Source organism: Limnohabitans radicicola (assembly GCF_014837235.1).
In the GTDB taxonomy this organism is placed as follows: Bacteria; Pseudomonadota; Gammaproteobacteria; order Burkholderiales; family Burkholderiaceae_C; genus Limnohabitans_A; species Limnohabitans_A radicicola.
The window spans coordinates 391,518-409,116 of sequence record NZ_JACYFT010000001.1; the positions used below are offsets into that span (position 1 = coordinate 391,518).

Consider the following 17,599-nt stretch of genomic DNA (forward strand, 5'->3'; position numbering starts at 1 on the left):
TTCACTCCGACTTGCAGCCACAGGTGCATCACTGCTCAGCCTGGCGCAAGGTCTGCACCACGGGCTGTCGCAACACCCCAGCCAGACTCAGGCTGCCTGCCGCCCAGGCCAGCGCCGCCCCCAGTGCGCCCCCGGCCAGCGGCGCCCACAAGGGCGGCTGCCAGGCGAACTCGAACACAAAGCGGGTCAGGCCCCAACCCACCACCAGCGCCATAGAAGAGGCCATGAAACCGGCCAGCCAGCCCAGGCCCAGCAGTTCGGTGCGCTGCACCTGTGCCAACAGCTGGCGACTTGCGCCCAACGCCCGCATGATGGCGTACTCGCGCTCACGCGCCTGACGGCTCGCGCCCACTGCAGCCAGCAACACCATCAGGCCTGCTGCCAGGGTGAAGCCGAACAAAAACTCCACCGCCCGCACCACCTGGTCGAGCACTTTCTGAACCTGGTTCAGGGTGCTGCGCATGTCCACACTGGTGATGTTCGGGAATTTCTGCACCATCGCGTTCTCAAAGTTGAGCGCCTCCACAGGCGTGCGAAAAGCCGCCATGTAAGTGATGGGCAAATCCGGCATCTGCGCCAGCGGGAACAGCATGAAGAAGTTGGCCCGCATCGACGCCCAGTCCACCTTGCGCACGGACGTGATGCGCGCCTCGTGCTGCACGCCGCCCATGTCAAAGCGCAGGCGGTCGCCCATCTTCAGGCCCAGCGTCTCTGCAATGCCCTGCTCCACGCTCACGCCGTCGGCCTCGCCGGGCACCCAGCGCCCGGCCACCAGCGGGTTGTGCGCGGGCAAGGTCTCGGTGTGCGACAGGTTGAACTCGCGGTCCACCAGGCGGCGCGCCCGCTCGGTGGCGAAGTCACTGGACTGGACCTCGCGGCCATTGATGGCCACCAGCCGCCCCCGGATCATCGGGAACCAGTCGGGCGAACGCACCCCGCTGGCCGTCAGATGCGCCAGAAAATCCTGCGCCTGCTCGGGCTGCACATTGATGACGAAACGGTCGGGCGCGTTGGCGGGCGTGGCCTGCCGCCAGCTCGCCACCAAATCGGTGCGCAGCAGCACCAAGAGGGCCAGCGCCAGCAAGCCCACCGACAAGGCACTCACCTGCACCACCGCAAACACGGGGCGCGCCGCCACCTGGCGCGTGGCCAGGCGCAGCCAGCGCGGCGCTTGCTCGCCCGGCACAAAGCGGCGCAAGGCCCACAGCGCCGCTGCGGCCAGCCCGGCGAACAGCAGCAATGCCACGCCAAAACCACCCACCGTGATGAGCCCCAGCGTCCAGCTGCGGCTGACCATCAAGAGCGTGAGCGCAAAGCCCACCAAGCCCATGCCCAGCACCAGGCCCGAGCCCAATTGCAAACCACCGAGGTCTCGCCGAATCACGCGCAGCGGCGGCACCTGCGCCAGCTGCAAGACAGGCGGCAGGCCAAACGCCACCAAGAGCGTCAGCCCCATCGCCAGACCCATCAGCGCGGGTTGCAGGCTGGCCGCAGGCAACTGCGTCTCCACCAGGCCTGCCAGCAACTGCACAAAGCCCAGGTGAACACCATAGCCCACCCCCAGCCCCAGCAGGCTGGCCGCCAGCCCTGCACCCAAAAACTCCACGCTGTAGCTCAGTGTCAAGGTGCGTTGGCTCTGACCCAGCACCCGCAAGAGCGCGCAGGCATCGAGCTGGCGCTCGGCAAAGCTGCGGGCTGCCAATGCCACGGCCACGGCACACAGCATGGCCGCCAGCAAGGCCACCAGGTTCAAAAACTGCGAGGCCCGCTCCAGCGTCTGGCGCATTTCAGGGCGGCCGCTGTCGAGCGACTCGACCTGCACACCACGCCAATGACCTTGCTGCGCCTGATCGCGTGCCCAGGCAGCGAACTGGTTGGCCACCTTGTCGGGGCCAGCCACGGCCATGCGCCAGGTCACGCGGCTGGCCGGCTGCACCAGTGCAGTCGAGGCGAGATCGGCCGCATTGAGCATCACCCGGGGCGCGAAATTCATGAAACCGGCGCCACGGTCGGGCTCACGCTCAATGAGCGCACTGACACGGAAAGTCCGCTCGCCCAACGCCAGCGCCTGGCCCGGCTGCAAACGCAGGGCTTCGAGCAAGGCGGCATCGACCCACACCTCGCCAGGCGGCGGAATGGCGCTGGCGTGACCCGCGCCTTGCAATTCCAAGCGCCCACGCAAGGGGTAGCCCGGCGCCACCGCCTTGAGCGCCACCAATCGGCTGGCACCGCCCTGCTCAGGCAGGGCGCGAGCCATGGTCGGAAAGCTCACACTGGTGTTGATCTGCAGACCCAGGCGCTGCGCCTCTTGGAGCACCTGCGGCGGTGTGGCCTGGTCACTCACCACCACCGCGTCGCCGCCCAAAAGCTGCCGCGCATCGCGCCACAAACCCGCCTGCATGCGATCGGCCAGAAAGCCCACTGCGGTGAGTGCGGCCACAGCCAGTGCCACCGACAGCATCAACAGCCGCAGCTCGCCCGCACGCACATCGCGCCAGAGGCTGCGTGCGCCCAATCGCAGGCCGTGGGTCCATCCTTGTTGCTTCATGCCGCTACCTTACCGCAGAGCCGATGGCCCGTCCTGCAACGGGACAAGGCGCCTGCAAACGATCGCATCACACAAACAGTAAGATGGTTGCATCGGAATCCACACCATGAACCTCTTTCACTCCCCTCTTCGCCTGCTGCTGAGCAGCAGCCTGTGCCTGTCCGCCATGGCTGCACCAGCCCATTGGGACGCTGTGCTCCTCACAGAACTGGGCCTTTATCACTTTGACCCACAAACAGTCAGTGACAAAGGCGCGATCAAAACCATCCAGACCCTGCTGGACTACAAAACCGCGCAAGAGACGTCCGAGGGTCAAAAATACCGTTCCAGCCAAACGGAAATTCAACTCAATTGCAAAAGCCGCTCAGCGCGCATCATGCACACCACTTATTACCTGGGTGCCATGGGCTCAGGCAAAGAAGTGTTCAAGGAAGGTTCGGTTCGCGAATGGCTGGATGTGGTCAAGGGCACCCCCATCGATCGCATCGCCCACCGCGTCTGTTGATGCAAGTTGGATCAAGCGCTGGCGGTTTGAAGCAGCTCGGGCTGCCACACCAGCCGCTCAGGTGCGCTGAAGCACAGAAAACGCTTGTTGGTGGCCCGGCCAATCGCGCACAGGCCCACGCGCTGCGCGACGCCCAAGCCCATCTGAGTGATGCCGCTGCGCGAGACCACCACCGGGATCCCCATCTGGGCTGATTTGATGACCATCTCGCTGGTCAAACGGCCCGTGGTGTAGAACACCTTGTCATGGCCAGGGATGTCGTTCATCCACATCCAGCCCGCGATGGTGTCGACCGCGTTGTGGCGACCCACGTCTTCGACGAACATCAGCATCCGCTCGCCCTGAAAGAGCGCACAGCCATGCACCGAGCCCGATGATTTGTAGGTGCTCTCCTGCAGCCGAATGGTGTTCACCAACCCGTAAAGCTGACTCTGGGTCAATTTCGCAGGTGGCAACTGAATTTCGTCGATGCTTTGCATCAAATCACCAAACACGCTGCCTTGGCCGCACCCTGTGGTGACCACGCGCTCGGCACTGCGCTGCACAGTCACATCCGCGCCGAGGCGGGTGTTGACGGCGGCCACACCGGGCTCGCCCACTTCACCCTCACCCACCGACCAGTCCACGGTGATGGATTCGATCTGGTCCACCGACCCGATCAGGCGCTGGTTGCGCAAAAAGCCCAGCACCAGCAACTCGGGCTGCCCACCCAGCGTCATCAGCGTGACGAGTTCACGTTTGTCCAGGTACACCGTCAAAGCACGCTCAGCCGGAATCTCTGCATCCGAACACGCGCCCGATTCATTCCAGACGCGCACAGTGCGGGTCAATGCCGCCTGCGCCTGGGTCAGGCGAGGCTTGAGTGGGGGTGCGGGCATGGCAACAAGCATGGGGCAAGCCTAACGTAAAAATCCCCCGCCGGATTCGGCGGGGGATTTGGAGAGGAGGGCTGAAAAACCGTCAGCCTTTTTTGGCTGGCGCAGCAGCAGGCTTGCCCGGTACAGCGGCAGCTGTGGCTGCAGCATCAGCGGGCTTGTAAACGCCAGGGTCCACACAAGCAGGCGTGGCCGTGGGCGCGGGCTTGCCTTTGCCGTTGGTCTTGTAATAGTGGGCGGCGACCTTCTCGCGTGACTTGCACAATTGATAATCAGCCACCTTGTTGGCGTGCGCGGTTTTGGCTGCGGCTTCAGCCGCCTTGGCCTTGGCTTCATCGCTGGGTGCAGGCAATTTGGCCCAGACGCCAGAAGAGAGTAGCAAGGCCAGCGCCAGTGTGATGTTCTTTGTCATGACAGATCTCCAGATTCAGACCGAGGCCGTAGAAGCCGGGGTATTGGACACAGCCGATGCGGCGGCAGTGCGCTCGGCAGGGATCTTGCCTGCCTTGATGTCGTCGTACCAAAGCTCATGGTGCTCTTTGGCCCAGGTTTCATCCACATAGCCCTCGCGCATGGCGCTGTAGGCGCCGCGCATGCCAATCGTTCCCATGTAGATGTGCCCGATGAACATGGCCATCATCAAACAGGTGGCGACTCCATGCACCATGTTGGCAATCTGCATGGTGCTGCGCTCGTAAATCAGCCCCGGCACCAGTTTGTCAAGCACCAAGCCTGACGCCACCACCACCAAACCGAGGAAGAACACACCGCCCCAGAACAGGAGTTTCTCACCGGCATTGAAACGGTGCGAAGGCACCTCGGTACCAGAGAACAAGCCCCCCCCCTTGAGCAACCAGGCGATGTCCTCCTTGCGCGGCAAGTTGTCGCGTACAAAGGTCACGATCACCACCACCAGCGAGACCGCAAACAGGGGACCTGCAAAGTTGTGGATGTTTTTGAGCGCGTAGGTCAGCCAGCCAAACAGGGCGTTGCCGATGATGGGCTGGATGAAAAACTTGCCAAAGGCCATGACGATGCCTGACACGGCCAAAGCGACAAAAGCGATCGCATTGGCCCAGTGGGCCGAGCGCTCAAACGGTGTGAAGCGCTCGATCTTGCGTCCGGTTTCCTGACCGTGCAGATCGATCGTTCCTTTGCGCCAGTAAAACAGCGCGACAGCCCCCAGAGCAATCAGCAACAAAGACCCACCGTAGGGAATGATCCATTGGTTGCGCACCTGACGCCAGGCTTCACCGGCATTGGTCAGGCGCGAGCCTGGGTACTGCACGAACTTCTGGATCAAGTTACCCGCTTCGGGCGCTTGGCTCGCTGGCAGGCTGCTGTAGCCGGTCACGCCCTGACCCACCTGCCGCCACATGGGCGCGTTGTTGCCGGGCTGGACCTGGCCGCGCTCGGCATTGGTCTGATCCTTGTATTTCGGGTCCGTGTCGGCACCGGGTGCGACCTGGAAGATGTTGGCGCTCTTAACGCCCGCAGCGGCATCGGCAGGCGCTGCCGTCCGAGCCACGGCATCGGCAGGCGCTGCCGACTGGGCCATCGCGCCTATGGCCATGCAGCTCAAGGCCAACGTGAAGATCAAGCGACGCATGATCGGCTCCTCAATGTGCTCACTTGGGCGCACGCAGGTGATCGTTCATGCCGTAATTGGCACGGGCCTTGAGTTGATTGGACCAGCTGGCGTGGTCGCCAGCTTTCCAGCCTTCTGCGGTGAAAGCCGCGACGCCCGTCCCCGCTTGGGCGGGCTGGTCGCTGCGGATGCCCGCACGGTCTTGTGCTTTTTCGCCACAGGCGCTCAGACCCAGGGAGGCGATCACGGCGGATGTCAACAGAATGCTGCGCATGTTCAGGCTCCTTGCTTGGTGGCGGTGCCATAGGCAGTCCCCCAGCCCCAGACTTCGGCACCCTTGCCGCGCTGAACCACGCGCTGGCGGAAGATGTCGGACACCACATCGCCGTCACCGGCGAGCAGGGCCTTGGTCGAGCACATTTCAGCACAGGCGGGCAGCTTGCCTTCGGCCAGGCGGTTACGGCCGTATTTGTCGAACTCGGCCTGGCTGCCATGCTCTTCAGGACCACCCGCACAGAAAGTGCACTTGTCCATCTTGCCGCGCACACCGAAAGTGCCCTGGCTTGGAAACTGTGGCGCACCGAAGGGGCAGGCATACGAGCAATAACCACAGCCGATGCACACATCCTTGTCGTGCAACACCACACCTTCGTCGGTCTTGTAGAAGCAGTTGACCGGGCACACCGCCATGCAGGGCGCGTCCGAGCAGTGCATGCAAGCCACCGAAATGGATTTCTCGCCCGGCACCCCATCGTTGAGTGTGACCACACGGCGGCGGTTCACACCCCAAGGAACCTCGTGTTCGTTCTTGCAAGCGGTGACGCAACCATTGCACTCGATGCAGCGCTCGGCGTCACAGATGAATTTCATTCGTGCCATCGTGTTCTCCTCAAGCCTTCTCGATGTTGCAAACGGTGGTCTTGGTCTCTTGCATCATGGTGACGCTGTCATAGCCGTAAGTGGTCGCCGTGTTGACGGCTTCGCCGCGCACCACAGGGGCAGCGCCCTTGGGGTAGTAGGCCAGCATGTCAGCGCCCTGCCAGCGGCCCGAGAAGTGGAAAGGCATCCAGACGGTGCCGGTGTCCACACGCTCGGTGACCAGTGCCTGCACGTTCAGGCGGGCCCCCGTGGCACCCAGCAGCCAGACACGGTCACCGTTGCGGATGCCTCGGTCGGCCGCGGTCTTGGGGTTGATCTCCACATAGGCTTCCTGCTGCAACTCGGCCAGCCAGGGGTTGGAGCGGGTTTCCTCGCCGCCGCCTTCGTACTCGACCAAGCGACCAGACGTCAGGATCAGTGGAAACTTCTCGTGCACCTTGTCGGCGATGTTCTTGTCCTGCACGGTTTTGTACAGGGTCGGCAAGCGCCAGAAAGCCTTCTTGTCGTCGTGCGTCGGGTACTTGGCCATCAGGTCCGGACGCGTACCGTACAAAGGTTCGCGGTGTTGCGGAATGGGATCCGGGAAGTTCCAGACCACAGCGCGGGCCTTGGCATTGCCGAAAGGATGGCAGCCGTGGTTTTTCATGAACACGCGGATCATGCCGCCAGACGCATCGGTCTTCCAGTTCTTGCCTTCGGCCTTGGCTTTTTCGGCCTCGGTCAACTCGTCCCACCAGCCCAGCTTCTTGAGCAGGATGTGGTCAAGTTCAGGGTAACCGGTCGTGATGTCGGCACCCAGCGAATGCGAACCATCTTCGGCGAGCAGGCTTTTGCCTTCACGCTCCACCCCAAAGTTGGCGCGGAAATTACCACCGCCGTCCATGACATGCTTGGAGGTATCGTAGAGGTTGGGCGAGCCAGGGTGCTTGAGCTCGGGTGTGCCGTAGCACGGCCAGGGCAAACCGAAATAGTCACCCGTGAAGTCGTAGCCCGTGTCCTTGTCCTTGCCGCCTTTGGCCTTCAAGGTCTTCACATCGAACACGTGCATGTTCTTCATGTGGGCCTTCAGGCGCTCCGGGCTCTGGCCGGTGTAACCGATGGTCCAGACGCACTTGTTGATCTCGCGCAAGATGTCTTCGGGCACGGGCTCATCCATGCCCTTGACCTTCTGCATCTTGTAATTTTTGACGAGTTCTTTGTCGAAGCCCAGCTTTTGCGCCAGCTGGTACATGATCATGTGATCGGAGCGGCTTTCCCACAGCGGATCGATGACCTTCTCGCGCCACTGGATGGAGCGGTTGGACGCGGTGCATGAACCGCTGGTTTCGAACTGGGTTGCAGCGGGCAGCAGGTAAACGGCACGGTTGGGATTGAGGTCTTCGGCCTTGCCCGGCATCGCTGCCATGGCAGCGGTGGCCGATGGGTAAGGATCCACGACCACCAGCAGATCCAGCTTGTCCATGGCGCGCTTCATCTCCAGACCCCGGGTCTGCGAGTTGGGCGCATGGCCCCAATAGAAGACACCACGCAGGTTGCTGTCCTGGTCGATGAGGTCGTTCTTTTCGAGCACCCCATCGATCCAGCGCGAGACCGTGATGCCGTTCTTGCCCATCATGGCCGGGCTGGCGAACTGTTTTTTGATCCACTCGAAGTCGACACCCCAGGCATTGGCAAAGTGCTTCCAGGAGCCCTCGGCCAAACCATAGTAGCCAGGCAGTGAATCGGGGTTGGGGCCCACATCGGTCGCGCCTTGCACGTTGTCGTGGCCACGGAAGATGTTGGTGCCACCGCCTGTTTTGCCCACATTGCCCAAAGCCAGTTGCAGGATGCACGATGCACGCACGATGGCATTGCCGATGGTGTGCTGCGTCTGTCCCATGCACCACACGATGGTGCCTGGGTTGTTCTCATGCAACATCTTGGCAATCTTGAAGACCTGTTCTTCTTTGACGCCGCAGGCCTCTTCCACTTTGTCGGGAGTCCACTTGGCCAGGACTTCGGTCTTGACCGCATCCATGCCGTACACACGGTCGTTGAGGTACTTCTTGTCTTCCCAGCCGTTCTTGAAGATGTGGTAGAGCACGCCAAACAGGAACGGGATGTCGGCGCCCGAGCGGATGCGCACGTACTCATCGGCTTTGGCGGCGGTGCGGGTGAACCGTGGATCAACCACGATCATCTTGCAGCCGTTTTCCTTGGCGTGCAGCATGTGCAGCATCGAGACAGGGTGGGCTTCTGCGGCGTTGGAGCCGATGTACAAAGCGACCTTGCTGTTTTGCATGTCGTTGTACGAGTTGGTCATCGCCCCGTAACCCCAGGTGTTGGCCACGCCAGCCACGGTGGTGGAGTGGCAAATGCGGGCCTGGTGGTCACAGTTGTTGGTCCCCCAGAAGCTCACGAACTTGCGCAGCAAGTAGGCTTGTTCGTTGTTGTGCTTGGAAGAACCAATGAAATAAACGCTGTCAGGCCCGCTGGCTTTGCGCAGCTCCAACATCTTGGCACTGATCTCGTTCAGGGCCGTGTCCCAGCTGATGCGCTCGTACTTGCCATTCACCAGCTTCATGGGATAGCGCAAACGGTATTCGCCATGGCCATGTTCACGCAGGGCCGCACCTTTGGCGCAATGGGCACCCAGGTTGATGGGGGAATCGAAGACGGCTTCCTGGCGGACCCAAACCCCATTTTCAACCACCGCATCGACCGCGCAACCCACCGAGCAATGGGTACAAATCGTGCGTTTGACTTCGACCTTGCCTTTGCCAATGTTGTCCACACCGGCTGCGGCATGGGCTTTTTGCACCAGGCTCAGCTGGGAAGCGGCCAAGCCCACACCCACGCCCAACCCGGAACGGCGCAAAAAGCTGCGGCGGTCAAGCGTGGGCAAGGCCTGGGACAAACCGCGGCGCAGGCTGTGAACGAAAGAGGACGATGCACTGCCACTGGCAGCCGTCTGTTTTTTGGTCAGCAACATGGAAGACTCCAGTTGGGAAAAATGAAAAAGAAAACTCAGATGCGGGTGGTTTTGTAGTACCGCTGAACGTGTTCGCTCAGGCTGTAGCCACCACCACGCTCAGGTTTGGGCAGCGCAGGCGCGGCAGCTGGCAAATTGTTTTTGACCACCGTGGGCAGCACGCTGGTGGCTGCAGCCACAGCGCCGACGGTGGCCACACCGCCAAACAGACTGCGGCGCGAGAGGGAGGAGTTTTTAGATGACATCAGAGACTCCAAAATGGATTGAACCAAAGACCTATTGACCTATGCATTTTTGTTCATTGGCGATGTTAACTTCACCCCGGTTTTGCCTCAAGGGAAAAACCCTTATACCCATGGATAAAGGTCAGGTTTGAGCCCGCACAGACACGCAGCATCGCCGCCCATGCACATGAAAAAAGCCGCTCAGCATGCATGCCGAGCGGCCTGGCATCAGCCCACCCGTTCACTTGGGTCCATAAAGGTATTCGGGCAACCAAAGCGTGAGCCCTGGCCAGATGTACATCAAAACCATGCAGATGATCACGATCAACATGTAGGGCATCATGCCGGCAAAAATCTGATTGATGGTCACATGGGGGGGTGACACCCCTTTCAGATAGAAGGCCGACATGGCGACGGGCGGCGACAGGAAAGCCGCTTGCAAATTGACGAACACCAGCACACCCCACAGGATCGGGTCGATCTGGAAATGTGCGAGCAGGGGCAGGAAGATGGGCACAAAAATCACAATGATCTCTGTCCACTCCAAAGGCCAGCCCAGCACAAAGATGATCGCCTGCGACAGCAACATGAACTGAAGTGGTGTGAGGTTCATGGCCATGACCCATTCCTCGACGAGGCGTTGACCACCCAGGACAGCAAACACCGCCGAGAACAGCGCAGAGCCAACAAACAACCAGCACACCATGGACGTGGTTTTGGCCGTCAAGAACACGGCTTGTTTGGTCTTTTCAAAGTTCAGCGAACCTGACCACCAGGCCATGATGAAGGCACCCGTAGCCCCCACAGCCGCCGATTCGGTGGCTGTGGCCAGGCCCAGCAAGATCACACCCAAAACGACTGCAGTCAGGATGCCCAAGGGCATGACCGACTTGACCAGCATGTTCAGGATTTCATACTGCTCCGCGTCAAAGCCCTTGTAATACCAGACCAGCAAGCCCAGCAACACCAAGGCAGTTCCCCAGAATCCGGTGTAGAAGCTCTCAGGCACCTCGACCACTTTGTTGGCCTCCACCACCTCGTCGCCCAAAGACACAGGGTTGTCATTGTTTTCAGGGGCGGCTTCCACTTTGTCACCCCCCATCTCCTGCAAGCCTTCCGGCTCTGCAGGGACGCTGGTTTTCTCGGCCACGATGTCGCTGCTCATCTGGACGATCTCAGTACCCGCTTGCGCATTGGCGGTGGCCTGTGAATACACCACAACGTACCACCAGGATGTGGCGAGCATCGCCACCACCATGAACACAGGCGCCAAGGCCATGCTCAAGCTGCGGACCAGGAGGCCCCAAGTCACGCGCATGTCAGCCACGCTGATTTGCAGTGCACGTCCAGGCATCACGACCGCCTTGACCAATGCAGGCAACATGCGACGGGAATACTGCTGACCCAGTTGGTCCAGCCAAGGTGCCACGGGTGCTTTGGTTTGGTCTTCCGGAAGTTTGGGAGCAATTTTCGGATCGATCAAGACCCAGCCAATCACATAGACCAAATAGAGAAAAGCGAGGAAAAAGCCCGGGAACATGGCCGCGGCATACAGCTTGACCACCGACTGCCCTGCCACAGCGGCGTAAACAATGATCATCACCGAAGGGGGAATCAGAATCCCCAAAGTACCACCAGCAGTGATCACGCCTGCGGCCAGGCGCGTGTCATACCCAGCGTTCAGCATGGGGCGCATGGCAATCACCCCCATCAGGACCACCACGGCACCCACCAAACCACTGGCAATGCCCCAGAAGGTGCAAATCACCAAGGTGGCCACCGCCAACGAGCCAGGCAAGCGACGGAAAGCCAGCTGCACACTGTGGAACATTTTGTCCACCAGCGCACCGCGCTCCATCACATAGCCCATCAGCACAAAGAGCGGGATCGACAACAAGGTGTCGTTGGTCATCGCACCGTAGGTGCGTTGCACCATGAGGTTGAAAATGCGGTTGTCCAACCAGGGTTGACCTGGCTCATAAAAAGCCGTGAATCCAAAGGCCATGCCCAAACCCATCAGGGTGAAGGCCGTGGGAAAGCCCATCATGATCACCACGATGATCAGACAGAGCATCAAGAGGCCGAGTGCTGGATCGCTCATTTCTTTTCTCCCGTCGAGCTGCCACGCTGGTGGGCCTCTTCGTCAATGTGTTTAGCGCGTTCAATCGCCTCGCGTTTGGCGTCTTCGTCAACATAGGTGCTGGCCGAGAGCTGTTGTTCGACCACATCAATTTCGTTGGCATCTTTCAGGCGTGCGGGCCACTCGCCGGTTTTCAGGCACACCACACAGCGGATGATCTCCGCCAAGCCCTGCATCAGCACAATGAATCCCGTGATCGGGATGATGGCTTTGAATGGGTAGAGGGGAATCGCGTCGGCGCTGTTGGTCATTTCACGAATCGATATCGCATCGCCCGCGTATGTCCAACCAGCCCATGTCAAAGCGATCACGCCAGGAATGAAAAACAGGATGTACAAGACGAAGTCAAGTGTGGCTTGCGTTCGTGGCTTGGCGCTGCCATAAAAAAAGTCGCCACGCACATGGCCATCCTGACTCAATGTGTATGCACCGCACATCATGAAAGCGGTGCCATAGAGCATGTTGCTGGCTTCAAAAATCCAGGCGGTAGGTGCGTTCAAGGCGTAGCGCTTGAATACTTCACCCATCACCATCACCATCAGCACAACAATCAGCCAGGCGAAGGTTTTGCCCACCCAGGTGCTGATGTTGTCTGCCGCGTGCAGCAATTTCAGTGTGTTCATATTGTTTTTCTCGAATGCAAAAGGACTGAATCCTGCTGAACGCAGAATTCAGTCCCATGGAAAGCGCGATTCAGAACCGCATCAGGCTTTTTTAGCGCCGAAGAAATGGTTCACCGCCATGCGACGGCTGATCATGGTGTCTTGCTCCCACTTGACCGCACGCTGTGCAAATGCCTTTTGCGACGCCACGATTTCTTTGAACAAGGGGTTTTCTGCCGACTTTTTCTCCAGGATTTCGGACCAGATTTTCAATTGGTCCTGCAAGATCGAATCCGGGGTTTTGTAGAACTTGACCTTGTCCTTGGTCTGCAACTCTGCATAGTCCTTGGAGTAGCGGTCCACCGACTTCCAGGACATGTCGGCAGATGCGGCTTCTGTGGCGCCTGCAATCACCGCCTTCATCTTGGCTGGCAGTGCGTCGTACTTGGTCTTGTTGAACATGACCTCAAACGTCTCGGCGCTCTGGTGGTAGCTCTGCAGCATGCAGACTTTGGACACATCGGGAAAGCCCAAAACGCGATCCGATGTGGCGTTGTTGAACTCAGCGCCATCGAGCAGACCACGGTCCATGGCTGGCACGATTTCGCCACCTGGCAATGCATTCACGGCAGCGCCCATGGCCGTGAACAGGTCAATGGCCAAACCGTTGGTACGGAACTTCAGACCCTTGAAATCAGACGTCTTGGTGATCGGCTTCTTGAACCAGCCCAGGGGCTGGGTGGACATGGGGCCATACAGGAAAGATTGCACGTTGCCACCGATTGAGGCATACAACTTGGCCAACAGCTCGGCGCCACCGCCGTACTTGTGCCAGGCCAGAACCATGTTGGCGTCCATGCCGAACGCAGGGCCCGAATTCCACAAAGCCAAAGCGTTTTGCTTGCCATAGTGGTAGCCCAACACCCCGTGGCCACCGTCGAGTGTGCCCTTGGAGACCGCTTCGAGCAGGCCGAATGCGGGCACCACGGAGCCGGCGGGCAAGACTTCGATCTTCAGCTCACCGCCGGTCATGTCATTGACTTTTTTCGCGTAGTCGAGCGCGTACTCGTGGAAGATGTCCTTGGCAGGCCAGGTGCTCTGCCAACGCATGTTGATGGGCCCGGTTTGGGCCGTGGCGATCATGGGGGCAGAAAGGGCACCTGCAGCGACAGCTGCACCTTTGAGAAGGTTGCGACGGCGGGGAGTGGTTGTATCGGTCAAGGCGTGTCTCCAATCGTTGTTGAACTTGCAAGCGTAAAAAATTACCGCTTGGTCATCCATTATGGGAGCGCACCTTTTTTTGGTTCTAAGTGAAAACCCGAGCAAAAAATGACATTATTTTCAAAACCATCCGGAAATAATTTCAATCACCCCAAAAGATCAAAGCCCTGCGACTCCACACTGATGAAGGTTTCGGTGAAGGCGGCCAGGCGTGCATAAAAAACGGCCCGGGGATGGTTTTGCAGTGCCTGACACAGGGCAGGCAACCACGGTTGCACATGCTGATTGAAAAAAGCTTGCTGACGGGCCAGGTTGGACACTGCGGCATCGTCGCCAGCGATCAGAAACCGCATGACCTCGAAAACACAGGCGACATGGTCTTCCGTTTCGGGCATGGACTCGCTGCGGGCCAGGCCCAATTCAGCCAGATCGTCACGCAATCGCACCAAGGGTTTTTCATTGAGAAAACCGCTCAGGTAATGGGAGCCGAACAGGTACACCTCAGGCTTGCCCACCCCCCCAAAAAGGCTGCTGTATTCCGCTGCCAGTTGCTCAACGCTTTGGCTGCGCGCACAAGCCACCAATTCACGCCAAGGCTCTTCCAAAAAGCCCCCGGCATCGGGCGCTTCGGTCACGGCCACCTGCAGCTGCCCCAATAGCTCGGCGTCGGGGGCTGCGTAGTACAGCTGCGAAAGCAGTCCGTACAACTCGGCACGTGCGGTTTCTTCGTCGAGGGCGTGGCTGCTGGACAAGTTCAGGTCTTGGCTCATGGTTATTGCGGTTTGGATGGGTGGTCACCCGCCATGCGCACCTGGTTTTCATCGGTGAACATGTCGATCACGCGGCAGTCGCCGCACATTTTCAGGCGCTCCAGCGCCGCGCCCTGGAACATGCTGTGCCCGGACAGGCGGCCGAGCATGGTTTCGATGGCCTTGAGTGTGCCAAAAGGCTTTTGGCAACGGATGCAGGCATACGGCGGGCTGTGGTGCAGGCGACGCGGCTGGCTGCGCTCGGGCGTGAGCAACAAACGGGGTTGCAGCGTGATGGCCTGCTCGGGACAAGTCTTGGCACACAGGCCGCACTGCACGCAGTTTTTCTCAATGAACTTGAGCTCAGGCTGCTGCGGGTTGTCCTGCAAAGCGGCCGAAGGGCATGCCCCCACGCAGCTCATGCACAAAGTGCAGCGCGAAGCGTCGACCGCGAGGGTGCCCAGCGGAGCGCCCGCTGCAGGCAAGGCCAGCGCCTCGGGCTTGACTGTGCTTTGCAGGGCCGGGGCATGCGCCATCAGGTGGTCCAGCGCCAGCTCCAGGGTGCTGCGCTTGTCGGACTGCACGGCATGGCGCGCTGCCACGCCCGGCCCCACAGGCACTTTGGCACTGCGGCCAGACAAGCGTTGCAATTCGCTGTCGAGCACCTGCGGATGTGCGGCCTCGATCAACTGCAAATGCACGCCGTCGTAGCCCAGGCCGTTGAGCACGGCTTGCGCCACGGCCATCTGCTCCACCAGCGCTGTTTTGTATTGCGGCGCTTCTTCGTCGGTCAGCAGCACCATGATCTGGCGCGCGCCATAAGCCACGGCCGACAGCCACACCTCCAGCCCCAGGCTGACCGTGTGCCACAGTGCCATAGGCATCACGCGAGCAGGCACACCCTGCATGACCTTGAGCTGTGCACCCCGGCCCAACTCATCGATCAGGGCCTGGCCTTGGTTCTGGCTGTGCAGCAACAAGGCCGCATCGCGCCCGCCAGCCGCCTGGTAGGTGCTGAGCAAGGTGCGGATCTTGTCGCCCTGCTCCGAGGCTCGGGGGTAGGCATAGGTCAAAGCGCCAGTCGGGCACACGGTGGTGCAAGCACCACAGCCCACACACAGGTGGGGGTTGACCTGGATTTGCTGGCGCGACTTGTCCGAAGCAATCGCTTCGGCCGAGCAGATGTCCACGCAGGCATTGCAACCGGTTTGGTCATTGCGGCTGTGGGCGCACAGTTTTTGTTTGTAGGCGAAGAAGCGAGGCTTTTCAAATTCGCCCACCATGTCGCGCAACTTGAGCAAGGTCTGAAGATCCTTGCCATCCCAGCGGAAATAGCCTTGGGGCAAAGCGTGCTGGCGGAAAGTCACCGCTGCCTGCGGGCCACGCAGGTCCAGCACCAGATCAAAGCGTTCGCTTTGCGAACGGGGCTCGCGCGAAAAATCGATGGCACCCGCCGCATGGCAAACCTTGACGCAATCGCGGTGCGCGCTGCAACGCGACAGGTCAACCTGGTAGTCCAGGCCAATGGCCTGTTCTGGACAGGCGACCACGCAGGCGTTGCAGCGGGTGCACAGGTCCAGATCGATCGGGTTGTTGGCCAGCCAAGCCACCTGGAAGGCCCCCAGCCAACCGTTCAGACTTTGCAGCTTTCCGGCCATGACCGGAAAACGCCGCACCTGGCTGCCTCCGGCCTCGCCCGCGCCATCGGCCCAGAGGGTGATGTCCAGCACATCCGACAACAAGGCCGCTGCGCGCTCGGCCTGGTCGAGCGGCCCCAGGATCAACAACCGCCCCTGGCTTTTGAAGGTCACCGTGGGCACGGGCTCAGGCTCGGGCAAGCGGGCGGCGGCCAGCAAAGCCGCCATCTTGGGGGTGGCCTGCCCACCTTCGGCAGACCAGCCTGCGCTTTCCCGGATGTTCACAAAACGGATGGAGGCCGCTGCGCCCTCGGTCTGTTCGGCCAGCTCGGTCAACAGCCGCTGCTCCTGGGTGCAGGCCACCACCACGGTCTCGCGGCCCTGGATGGCCTGCTGGAAAGCGCCCGCCTCTCGGCGGCACAGCGTGGTGTGTTCTTTCAGGTCCTCACCGAGCGCTTGACCCAGCTTGGGGGTCTGCAGCGGCAGGGTCTGGTTGCAGTTGCAAATCAGTGTCGTCATGGTCAGTGCTTGTCGCGGCCATTGGGGCTGCATGATCCGGCGACTGTGCCACAACTGCGGCGCCTTGTTGCGACTGAGGGTTCTGACCGGGGTTTTGCTCTGCGCCGCCGCGGGTACGTCCTCCCTCGGGCCCAGGTGCTTGTGGCGGCACCAGGTTCAGGAACTGCGCCCCCGCCATTTGCGCCAACATGCCAGCAGGCAAAGGGTCAGGCTGGGTGTAGTCACCGATGTAAATGTCCAGACCGTCCATCACATTGAAGTGCGGGTCGGCAAAGAGTTTCTTCATCGCTGCATTGCGCACATCCGGGGTCACGCCCTGGCGCATGAAAGGCTGAAAGTCCGACGAGGGGCTCAGCGCTTGAGCGTCTTGCAGCGAGGGCAATGGTGCATCGGCCTCCTCTTGTGCAAGGCGTGCCTCTGGCACAACCGCACTGGCGGGGCCTGACAAGTCCTGCGGTGGCGGCACGACCGAAGTGGCCACCGACGGCAGCGGTTCGTCCAGCGCACGGCCGAGCGCCGCATCTTGCTTGCGACGCGACCAGCGGCTGAAAAAGTTGTCGCTCATGGTGCACGCCCTCCCCCCTTGCGCTTGGACTCGGTACTGACCGAGGCAGGCTGTCCGAAACGGTCGGTGAGGCGCTGAAAACTTTGGGGCCGCTGGCGTTTTTTGACTTCCGGGACGAAATGCTCGGCTGCAAAACCATGCAACCACTGAACCACATCAGCAGGTGCTGCCACGTTTTCGACCATTTCCTGGGCATCCAGCCAGCGGCCTGCATCGTGGTAACTCAGACTGACCGCCTGAGGCACCGCCACCGGGTCGCCGCCATCATCGGCATCGATGTGTCGCCACATCACAAAATAGCACGGTGTTGGGGAGCTTGCATTCAGCCAGTAACCCTGTGCATCGTCCGGAAAAAGCTCTACAGTCCAGTTGGGGTACAGCCACAGGGCCTCGTGGTCACTTTGACGCAAGCAACGCGGCTCGGAGCCGAAACCGGCTTCGTGAGGCACCACATCGGCCAGCACCCAACGCCAAGGCTGCCAACGCGCCATGGCCCCTTGCACCGGCTCACGGCGCATGAGGACAGCCACACGGACTTGGGGGCGTACAGAAGAGACGGGCTGTTCGGTCATGCGC

General features: G+C 60.7%; 16 protein-coding genes. 1 reads left to right on the top strand and 15 read right to left on the bottom strand.

What is annotated here, in order from left to right; translation table 11 throughout:
- Positions 1-28: 28 nt before the first annotated feature.
- Entirely contained in the window at positions 29-2,548 is a 2,520-nt protein-coding gene (locus IC609_RS01985) for an ABC transporter permease (RefSeq protein WP_191817772.1), read from the bottom strand.
- A gap of 106 nt (positions 2,549-2,654) precedes the next feature.
- Here IC609_RS01985 and IC609_RS01990 point away from each other — a divergent pair, with 106 nt between their 5' ends.
- Positions 2,655-3,053 carry a surface-adhesin E family protein gene (locus IC609_RS01990; RefSeq protein WP_191817773.1) on the top strand — a complete coding sequence of 133 codons (399 nt, stop codon included), beginning with the start codon at positions 2,655-2,657 and terminating at the stop codon, positions 3,051-3,053.
- A gap of 11 nt (positions 3,054-3,064) precedes the next feature.
- On the opposite strand, the gene IC609_RS01995 is transcribed toward IC609_RS01990, so the two are convergent.
- From IC609_RS01995 to IC609_RS02060, 14 genes are all read right to left on the bottom strand, one after another.
- Positions 3,065-3,931: a formate dehydrogenase accessory sulfurtransferase FdhD gene (locus IC609_RS01995; protein ID WP_225223956.1), complete on the bottom strand. Its 867-nt coding sequence runs from the start codon at positions 3,929-3,931 to the stop codon at positions 3,065-3,067.
- A gap of 82 nt (positions 3,932-4,013) precedes the next feature.
- Positions 4,014-4,340, bottom strand: coding sequence for a hypothetical protein (locus tag IC609_RS02000; protein WP_191817775.1), 327 nt, complete (start codon positions 4,338-4,340; stop codon positions 4,014-4,016).
- Positions 4,341-4,355: 15 nt separating this feature from the next.
- Positions 4,356-5,537, bottom strand: a complete 1,182-nt coding sequence (locus IC609_RS02005) for a formate dehydrogenase subunit gamma (RefSeq protein WP_191817776.1) — start codon at positions 5,535-5,537, stop codon at positions 4,356-4,358.
- A 19-nt stretch (positions 5,538-5,556) separates the two neighbouring features.
- On the bottom strand, positions 5,557-5,790 hold the full coding sequence (locus IC609_RS02010; RefSeq protein WP_191817777.1) for a hypothetical protein: 234 nt from the start codon (positions 5,788-5,790) through the stop codon (positions 5,557-5,559).
- A gap of 2 nt (positions 5,791-5,792) precedes the next feature.
- Positions 5,793-6,395: a formate dehydrogenase FDH3 subunit beta gene (gene fdh3B, locus IC609_RS02015; RefSeq protein ID WP_191817778.1), complete on the bottom strand. Its 603-nt coding sequence runs from the start codon at positions 6,393-6,395 to the stop codon at positions 5,793-5,795.
- 10 nt (positions 6,396-6,405) lie between these two features.
- On the bottom strand, positions 6,406-9,366 hold the full coding sequence (locus IC609_RS02020) for a formate dehydrogenase subunit alpha (protein WP_191817779.1): 2,961 nt from the start codon (positions 9,364-9,366) through the stop codon (positions 6,406-6,408).
- A gap of 35 nt (positions 9,367-9,401) precedes the next feature.
- A complete protein-coding gene (locus IC609_RS02025) occupies positions 9,402-9,611 on the bottom strand; it encodes a formate dehydrogenase (protein WP_191817780.1) in 210 nt (69 codons plus the stop codon).
- Between the two features lie 220 nt (positions 9,612-9,831).
- The gene (locus IC609_RS02030; RefSeq protein ID WP_191817781.1) at positions 9,832-11,691 is read right to left on the bottom strand and encodes a TRAP transporter large permease; all 1,860 of its coding nucleotides are present in this window, start codon (positions 11,689-11,691) and stop codon (positions 9,832-9,834) included.
- Positions 11,688-12,353, bottom strand: coding sequence for a TRAP transporter small permease subunit (locus IC609_RS02035; RefSeq protein WP_191817782.1), 666 nt, complete (start codon positions 12,351-12,353; stop codon positions 11,688-11,690). The genes IC609_RS02030 and IC609_RS02035 overlap by 4 nt, the downstream gene beginning before the upstream one ends.
- Positions 12,354-12,434: 81 nt before the next feature.
- Complete coding sequence (locus IC609_RS02040; RefSeq protein WP_225223957.1) at positions 12,435-13,553, bottom strand: TRAP transporter substrate-binding protein; 1,119 nt, start codon at positions 13,551-13,553, stop codon at positions 12,435-12,437.
- Between the two features lie 146 nt (positions 13,554-13,699).
- Positions 13,700-14,323 (bottom strand): TorD/DmsD family molecular chaperone, encoded by a 624-nt coding sequence (locus IC609_RS02045; protein ID WP_191817784.1) that lies wholly within the window; start codon positions 14,321-14,323, stop codon positions 13,700-13,702.
- A gap of 2 nt (positions 14,324-14,325) precedes the next feature.
- Positions 14,326-16,458, bottom strand: a complete 2,133-nt coding sequence (locus IC609_RS02050; RefSeq protein WP_191817785.1) for a 4Fe-4S dicluster domain-containing protein — start codon at positions 16,456-16,458, stop codon at positions 14,326-14,328.
- A complete protein-coding gene (locus IC609_RS02055) occupies positions 16,385-17,023 on the bottom strand; it encodes a DUF3306 domain-containing protein (RefSeq protein WP_191817786.1) in 639 nt (212 codons plus the stop codon). Before IC609_RS02055 ends, IC609_RS02050 begins: the two co-directional genes overlap by 74 nt.
- Positions 17,020-17,595 carry a DUF3305 domain-containing protein gene (locus tag IC609_RS02060; protein WP_408610986.1) on the bottom strand — a complete coding sequence of 192 codons (576 nt, stop codon included), beginning with the start codon at positions 17,593-17,595 and terminating at the stop codon, positions 17,020-17,022. The genes IC609_RS02055 and IC609_RS02060 overlap by 4 nt, the downstream gene beginning before the upstream one ends.
- Positions 17,596-17,599 lie beyond the last annotated feature (4 nt).

What these genes read in the sequence shown, in the direction of transcription:
- IC609_RS01985 (WP_191817772.1), bottom strand. Translation starts at nt 2,548, where the DNA reads ATGAAGCAACAAGGATGGACCCACGGCCTGCGATTGGGCGCACGCAGC.
- IC609_RS01990 (WP_191817773.1), top strand. Translation starts at nt 2,655, where the DNA reads ATGAACCTCTTTCACTCCCCTCTTCGCCTGCTGCTGAGCAGCAGCCTG.
- IC609_RS01995 (WP_225223956.1), bottom strand. Translation starts at nt 3,931, where the DNA reads ATGCCCGCACCCCCACTCAAGCCTCGCCTGACCCAGGCGCAGGCGGCA.
- IC609_RS02000 (WP_191817775.1), bottom strand. Translation starts at nt 4,340, where the DNA reads ATGACAAAGAACATCACACTGGCGCTGGCCTTGCTACTCTCTTCTGGC.
- IC609_RS02005 (WP_191817776.1), bottom strand. Translation starts at nt 5,537, where the DNA reads ATGCGTCGCTTGATCTTCACGTTGGCCTTGAGCTGCATGGCCATAGGC.
- IC609_RS02010 (WP_191817777.1), bottom strand. Translation starts at nt 5,790, where the DNA reads ATGCGCAGCATTCTGTTGACATCCGCCGTGATCGCCTCCCTGGGTCTG.
- fdh3B (WP_191817778.1), bottom strand. Translation starts at nt 6,395, where the DNA reads ATGGCACGAATGAAATTCATCTGTGACGCCGAGCGCTGCATCGAGTGC.
- IC609_RS02020 (WP_191817779.1), bottom strand. Translation starts at nt 9,366, where the DNA reads ATGTTGCTGACCAAAAAACAGACGGCTGCCAGTGGCAGTGCATCGTCC.
- IC609_RS02025 (WP_191817780.1), bottom strand. Translation starts at nt 9,611, where the DNA reads ATGTCATCTAAAAACTCCTCCCTCTCGCGCCGCAGTCTGTTTGGCGGT.
- IC609_RS02030 (WP_191817781.1), bottom strand. Translation starts at nt 11,691, where the DNA reads ATGAGCGATCCAGCACTCGGCCTCTTGATGCTCTGTCTGATCATCGTG.
- IC609_RS02035 (WP_191817782.1), bottom strand. Translation starts at nt 12,353, where the DNA reads ATGAACACACTGAAATTGCTGCACGCGGCAGACAACATCAGCACCTGG.
- IC609_RS02045 (WP_191817784.1), bottom strand. Translation starts at nt 14,323, where the DNA reads ATGAGCCAAGACCTGAACTTGTCCAGCAGCCACGCCCTCGACGAAGAA.
- IC609_RS02050 (WP_191817785.1), bottom strand. Translation starts at nt 16,458, where the DNA reads ATGACGACACTGATTTGCAACTGCAACCAGACCCTGCCGCTGCAGACC.
- IC609_RS02055 (WP_191817786.1), bottom strand. Translation starts at nt 17,023, where the DNA reads ATGAGCGACAACTTTTTCAGCCGCTGGTCGCGTCGCAAGCAAGATGCG.
- IC609_RS02060 (WP_408610986.1), bottom strand. Translation starts at nt 17,595, where the DNA reads ATGACCGAACAGCCCGTCTCTTCTGTACGCCCCCAAGTCCGTGTGGCT.